Here is a 6,590-nt window from a genome sequence, read left to right as displayed (position 1 = left end):
AAATTAGCTATTGACGCCATAGTCTCTTGTTATGTGCTTTTAAAGGCAATCTCTGCCTACACTACAAGCAGTTAGTAATGCAAAAACAGGAAACAATAACCCCAGTAATATAGATAATGACGCAGCTATTATATGTTGAATGTTATCAGGCTTTTTCTTACTAAAGACAATTATGATGAACATTATTGCTAAAGGTACTGAATAAAAAATTGAACTAATCACCAACAGCATTGATGCTCTATTTTCTCTTCCGTAGTCAGAAGCCTCAAAAAAATAAGCATAGTAATATAGACTTATAAATACACAAATAGCAAAGAAGATTAAACTACTAATATTAAAGCGCTTTATTATTAGGTAACCTAATTCCAAAAAGACAAAGCAAACCAAAATTGCAGTAATAAAAATAGATATCAACTACACCCCTCCATGAGCACATAAAGCCTTACTAATAGGCACATAAATGCTTGGCTAAAATTAGCGACGAAGGAGCACAAGCCAAGCGTTTTGCATCCTTTTAAGTAACTTGTTAGTTGCCGGCTTAAATAATTGTCCAAGGATTGTAACCCATAGACTCAATTGCTGGAGCAATTACATCAGCTAAAAATTCTTTCTCCTCGGTATCAAAATCATCCCAAGGCAATTGATCCACAAGTTTTTGTAACTTGTCTAATTTAGAGGATTTGTCTAATTCAGAGTTTTCATTAATCACCTTCAGACTTTTAAGAAAGTTAACAGTGACACTCTCAAGTTTTTTAATCACAGGAGCAGGTGATGGTATTAGCCCCCGTTTTTCCCACAGCGGTAAAGCATAATTGTCGTTTAGGATTAGTTCTTCAATTTTCATGCTACTTCCTTGAGCAAAGCAATTAATACTTAAAATAGATATTAAGATGAAACTCAATAATCTCTTCATAGGCAACTAACGCCCTGTTAAGGGGCTGATAATGTTTGGCTAAACTGTGTAGCAAAGCGAAACCGAGCCAAACTTTAGCAGTCCCGCTTGAACAGCTTGTTATGTGTAAATTTTTAGCTGAACTTTGCCGTTTATAATTTCTAAGTTACCAAACTCACCAATAACCTTAAAGCCTTGATTTGTCTTAATTAACGAATCTATATTGCCATAATCAAATGAACCATTTATATCTTTGATTGATTTAACACTACTTTGTTCAGCAAGCCCTGAATATGAAGTAAAACCCGTAAATTGAATTTCACATTTACGGTAGCAAGTATATTCATCAGGTTTTGGACTTAGATAATGAGGTGAATCAGGCCAAATGCTTGCCTCAATTTTGAATGTGATTTCCGTGTCATTTGAACTCCAACCGAGAACAAACGAGTCATTGAAATCTATACCTTTGAAAATATCCATATACTCGACGATATCCGTTTACACATAACGCCGCGCTTTGCGGCTGATTTTTTGAGCGGAGCGAGAAAAACAGTCCGACAACAGCGCCTTGTTAGGCAATATCATGGTAAATAGTGTGTTCACCATACATAGGAACATGCTTTGATCCCAATTTTGCAATATTTCCTTCTAGGAGCATTTCAACACACACCTGATTGTACCCACGATTTATTAACTTATCCCTGACCCTTTCAGAATATTTAATATCTCGCTTTACATGTTTATCGTTGTACTTCTTTGGCTTAAAGTAGTTTATCAATGCCATTTCCGTTATTAGCGTTTCATCTTTTCGGCTTAAGCCATGATCTTTTTTAGAGGCACGAGGACCATTAACAGTAATTTCATCGCCTTCAATTTCACTAAAGTAAACTAAAATATCTTCATTAGGGCCTTTCTGAGATTGAATCCAGCCCCACTTTTCATGCTTTTGAAGCCTAGAAAATGTACTCTTTAAGCTTGAACCAATATAGATAATATCTAGCTTTGGCTCAGGGAGATTGAAGTGGTTAATTGCCTGATACAAAAATATATCAGTTAAAGATCTTGCGTCTTTATTTGAGTTTTTCATGATCTCGCAATTGATAATTAGTTGCTTTCCATCACCTTTAATAGCTTCTACAGATGATAAAAATTTATAACGCAAGTCCTTAGGTAAAAGTCGCCAAGGTAGTGAGTTAGACCTGGCCATAAAGTACCTAGCCATAGAAATCTTGTCAGGGAAATTTTCCTTCATAAATGGCATTTCGTGCCAAAAGTCTGCCATATCAATTTCTACGTCATGAATAACCCCATCTATATCTATCTTTGCCGAGAACTTATAACCCCGTATGAATTTTATTGAACCTTGAACCCAAGATGGCTTCTTACACTTAGCAATAAAATAAATTGTTGAATCATTCTTAGTAAATTCTGTTTCAAAATGTTCGACGAACTCATCGTATAGTCGCTCTGGCGTCAAAAATTGATATTTTTTTATGTAAGAGTGGAAAATTTTACTCATATTGCATTCCTTGCCTAACGCCTCAATAACCGGCGCGGCTTTGCTGCGTCCGGCGCCGAAGGCGCGAAGTTGATTGAATTGTTAGCCCTTTTCCCAAAACTGCCACCATTTGTTATTTTTGCGAACCTCTGATTCTTTTTCTTCTTCCTTTTCTACGGGCGCGGAAAAGGATTAGAGGCAACGATTAATGACAAGTTGATTAGACTAAACAATTTATCCGATAACTCTTCATACTCTTTATGGGTTGCCGAATCATTAAATCCCATGTCATTCCATGATCCCATTCCGCCAAAAACCCACGCACGCTGGCTTGCGTTTAGGAGCTGATGATATTCCGGCCCAGTATAACCTTCCGGAAATATTTTGTATTCTTTATCGCTTGAAGTGGTAGGCTCTTCGAGAGCCTTTAGCCCTCTATCAAAACACTCTCCGAAATTGCCACAATCATTTTTATGAGCAAATTCACTAATTTTTTGAAGAATGTCTTTGAGCTGTTCTTTAACTTCAAACGCCGGTGGTAGAGCCTGTTCGGGCTGATTCCTATTTCTTAAGATTCTCCCGTACTTTACATGCCAAATGTTTTGCTCTGGATCATCTCTATCTCCCACCTCCCAGCTAGCCTCCCAAAAATCAGATTTTCCAGACTTCACTGCTTCGATAAGCCAGCGTCCTCCGCCACCAACGAATCCAACTGACATGCGATCTGAAGTTTCGTCTTTATTTGTCGAAATATATCGGACTCTAAACTGAACCACCCCGGTTTTTTTAAGCTTTTTGAACCAGTCATTAGGGTCTTTGGCAAAATCTCTTTCATGCCATTTCGTACCTGAGCTTTGCAGATCTACAAACTTGACGAATTTGCAGAATTTGAAGGTAGAGCTATTCGGGAAATAATCGTCACTCAGACGCCCACTTAGAAACTCATTGCCATGAGCAGCGATAGAAAGTAATTGAGCAATTGTGCCTTGCATGAATTCTCCGAATGAGGGCTAACGCCTCAAACACCGGCTTGGTGAAGTTGGCGGCTTTTTTGGAACAAAAAATGTGACAGCTTTACCAAGTCCGCGTGCTTTGACTTGTTACATGCTGGCATATTTACAGTACTCAACTTTACCAATTTCCTTATTTAGGTTGTTGGCCATATCAGAAATGTGTTGATCACCTTCACCACAAAGAGCCAAGACGTATGCACCAGACCAATTGTCCCAACCCAAGCCTAACTTAATACCATTTAGCTCGATATCCGAAACAATCTCACTTACAAATGTGGTTGTTTCTCCCACAGGCATACAGCCAAACTCCTTTTGGAGAATCTGACTTAAAACAGGCAGGAAACTTGAGCTGGCTGAATTGATTTCATAGCTAAGATGCCCGTTTCTAGCCGTAACAATATTTCCTTTTAGATGCTTCTTCTTACTCATGGCATGTAACGCCCTGTTAACAGGCTAAATATAGTTGGCTAGAATGAGCGACGAAGGAGCAAAAGCCAACTGTATTTTGTCCTTGTTTAACAGTTTGTTATGAGTTAATTAGTGCGTTCATCAAGAATTGTCTTAATTGTAGCTTTAGTTTTATCTGAGTCTACTTCGTACACTTCAAATTTAGCCAAACAAGCATTCATTTTTTCATGGTTTATTTTATTGTTTTCATTTGAACTATTTAGACAACCATTAATCTGTTCTCTTGAATAAAACTTATTAGTTTTATTACATGACATTACATGCATTTCAGACCAACCTTGATTAAGCATACATGTATTAACTTCATCTTTGACTTGGTTGTGATTAAAAGAACAAGCTTTGTAATCAGCAGTTGGATTGGTTTTGATAGGGTGTATTCTTGACTTACAATCTCCCATTTCGATATTCCAACCTTTAGTTTTTGTATCTGTAGACTTGCACCCTGCAAGGACATTTAAGGTAAAAATTATTGCAAGCAAAGAGTAAAAATTAATAGAACCATTCAAACTTAAAATCTCCGTTGAAATCTGACTAACTCATAACGCCTTACTAATGGGCGCATAAATGCTTGGCTAAAATTAGCGACGAAGGAGCACAAGCCAAGCGTTTTGTGTCCTTTTGAGTAACTTGTTAGTTGCCGAACCAATCTATAGCTAACTTTTCATGCTTTTCAATAAAGTCGTTTTTTAGCGCCATATAGACATTTATATTATTTTCGCATTTTGAAACGGCTTCTTTTTTAATAGCAGAATACTCTGACGCTATTGCAGGGTGAGCAATTAGATATTCTTTAAATGCTAAATGCCGAAGTAGGTTGATGTCATTTGTTTGAAATGCATGAACTTGATGACTGCGTTGGTTGCCACCTTTTTGAAAATACCGACGACCTGAAATGCCATTTTCACCTTTGACCTTATAACCAAGTGCTTCAAGTTTTTCATTGGCAGTATCTAATTCCATTAAGCTTGAGACTTCAATTAAAATATCAATAATGGGTTTTGCGGCTAGGCCTACAATGGATGTACTTCCAATGTGTTCAATCTTTATTGCATTAACTCCTATCGCATTCGTTAGTAGTAACTTTTCACTTTCAAATTTTTTCTGCCAATTTGAATCGTAGTCAACTACCTCAATAACTCTAATGCTCAATCCACTCTCCATTGGCAACTAACAGCTTATTATATAGCTGCTCGATAATGTTCCTGTTCAAATTAAACTTAGTAGCAACGATACTAAGCCAACCGACTGTTTATTATGAATAATAATTATAGTTCCTATTAATTTATTCTATATCAACAGGGTAAAATTGAGCGTCTTAATGTAGAGGTCTCTACAATCTGTTGCTAAGTATCATTATTTCAATAACTTAACAATATCTTAGAATTTTATCGAGCAAAGAACTATCATTTTTTGCTCACTTTACTCGCAATTTTTCAAAAAAGAATTATAACTGTATATATATACAGTTATAATTAAGTAATTCCTATGAAGAAGCCAACTTTTATTGAAGCTATCAGAGAACAAATTAGGGTTCGCCATTATAGTTTGCAAACCGAGAAATCTTATCTCTACTGGGCGCGCTATTTCATCCGATATACCCAAATCAAAAATGCACGCGAATTAGCGCCCTCTCATATTGAGTCCTTCCTGTACTATTTAAGCAACCAACGTGGGGTTAGTGCTAGTACACAAAAACAAGCATTGTGTGCACTTGTGTTCGTATTTAAGCATGTTCTTGAAGTTAATACTGATAACCTCAATTTTCCTTATGCGAAAGCCCCTGGCCGTATCCCTCAAGTATTAGATGCTCAACAAGCCAAGCTCATCATTAACCTAATGAATGGTCAGTACAAAATGATAGCAAGCATCCTATACGGTAGTGGACTTAGGCTTAATGAAGCACTCAGTTTAAGAGTGAAAGATATTGATTTCACTCACCGTACAATTTTTGTTTTTAGAGGCAAGGGGCAAAAGGATCGAGTCTGCTTATTACCAGACTGCACTGTTGATAGTCTTGAGGAGCAAATTGAAAAAGTAAAAGGAATACATCATAAAGATATTAAAGCCGGTTTAGGCTTCACTTCATTGCCACCCTCACTGTTTAGAAAGTATCAGCAAAGCATTAATCAGTTTCACTGGCAGTATATATTCCCAGCTTCCCGCCTATGTGTTCACCCTATTGATGGCTATATTTGCCGTCATCATATTCATCCGTCTGCATTTGGCCGTGCATTAAGAATTGCAACAACACAGGCACAAGTAGCTAAACGAGTCACTGCACATACTTTCAGGCATTCGTTTGCAACTCAACTGCTACAACACGGAGCAGATATAAGAACCGTACAAGAGCAGCTTGGACATAAGGATCTTAAAACAACTCAGCTTTATACCCATGCGGCGGGTATCAACCAAACAGGTATAGTCAGCCCAATGGACAGATAAATGACTTAAAACCAGGAATTAATGTCATAGTGAAATGCGGCGGCATCTAGCTTCAGTGTTACTTTATACCAATATTAAAATAAAGTGAGCTACTTTAATTGGCGTTGCTCTTTCAATCATATTTTAATTAATTTTTGCTAAGTCGAAAGGCTATGAGCCGTAAGTTAACGAAATCAGACTTTAACTCATAATGTGGCATAAATGAGTTATATCCCCTACATTGATGCACTACAAACCTTTTAACTCTCTAATCAAACTCACTCAAATTCTAGAAAGC

The 6,590-nt window shown here is 37.1% G+C and carries 8 protein-coding genes; 1 reads left to right on the top strand and 7 read right to left on the bottom strand.

Features of this window, described 5'->3' with window-relative positions; all coding sequences use genetic code 11:
* Positions 1-538 precede the first annotated feature (538 nt).
* The 7 genes from AB4128_RS20645 to AB4128_RS20615 all read right to left on the bottom strand — a co-directional run bounded on the left by AB4128_RS20645 (position 539) and on the right by AB4128_RS20615 (position 5,020).
* Positions 539-844 (bottom strand): hypothetical protein, encoded by a 306-nt coding sequence (locus tag AB4128_RS20645; RefSeq protein ID WP_080916115.1) that lies wholly within the window; start codon positions 842-844, stop codon positions 539-541.
* Between the two features lie 168 nt (positions 845-1,012).
* Positions 1,013-1,372, bottom strand: a complete 360-nt coding sequence (locus tag AB4128_RS20640) for a hypothetical protein (protein WP_372038801.1) — start codon at positions 1,370-1,372, stop codon at positions 1,013-1,015.
* A gap of 91 nt (positions 1,373-1,463) precedes the next feature.
* Positions 1,464-2,411, bottom strand: a complete 948-nt coding sequence (locus tag AB4128_RS20635; protein WP_372038800.1) for a hypothetical protein — start codon at positions 2,409-2,411, stop codon at positions 1,464-1,466.
* Between the two features lie 152 nt (positions 2,412-2,563).
* Complete coding sequence (locus AB4128_RS20630; protein ID WP_372038799.1) at positions 2,564-3,382, bottom strand: hypothetical protein; 819 nt, start codon at positions 3,380-3,382, stop codon at positions 2,564-2,566.
* A 108-nt stretch (positions 3,383-3,490) separates the two neighbouring features.
* Positions 3,491-3,832: a hypothetical protein gene (locus AB4128_RS20625; RefSeq protein WP_372038798.1), complete on the bottom strand. Its 342-nt coding sequence runs from the start codon at positions 3,830-3,832 to the stop codon at positions 3,491-3,493.
* A gap of 104 nt (positions 3,833-3,936) precedes the next feature.
* Positions 3,937-4,377, bottom strand: coding sequence for a hypothetical protein (locus AB4128_RS20620; protein WP_372038797.1), 441 nt, complete (start codon positions 4,375-4,377; stop codon positions 3,937-3,939).
* Between the two features lie 124 nt (positions 4,378-4,501).
* The gene (locus AB4128_RS20615) at positions 4,502-5,020 is read right to left on the bottom strand and encodes a GrpB family protein (protein WP_169073278.1); all 519 of its coding nucleotides are present in this window, start codon (positions 5,018-5,020) and stop codon (positions 4,502-4,504) included.
* Positions 5,021-5,356: 336 nt separating this feature from the next.
* Here AB4128_RS20615 and AB4128_RS20610 point away from each other — a divergent pair, with 336 nt between their 5' ends.
* Complete coding sequence (locus AB4128_RS20610; RefSeq protein ID WP_372038796.1) at positions 5,357-6,313, top strand: integron integrase; 957 nt, start codon at positions 5,357-5,359, stop codon at positions 6,311-6,313.
* Positions 6,314-6,590: the final 277 nt, after the last annotated feature.

Source organism: Shewanella sp. 10N.286.52.A9 (assembly GCF_041468985.1).
Lineage (GTDB): Bacteria > Pseudomonadota > Gammaproteobacteria > Enterobacterales > Shewanellaceae > Shewanella > Shewanella japonica.
Note: the sequence above shows the minus strand (reverse complement) of the source record. Positions and strands in the feature narration are given on the sequence as shown.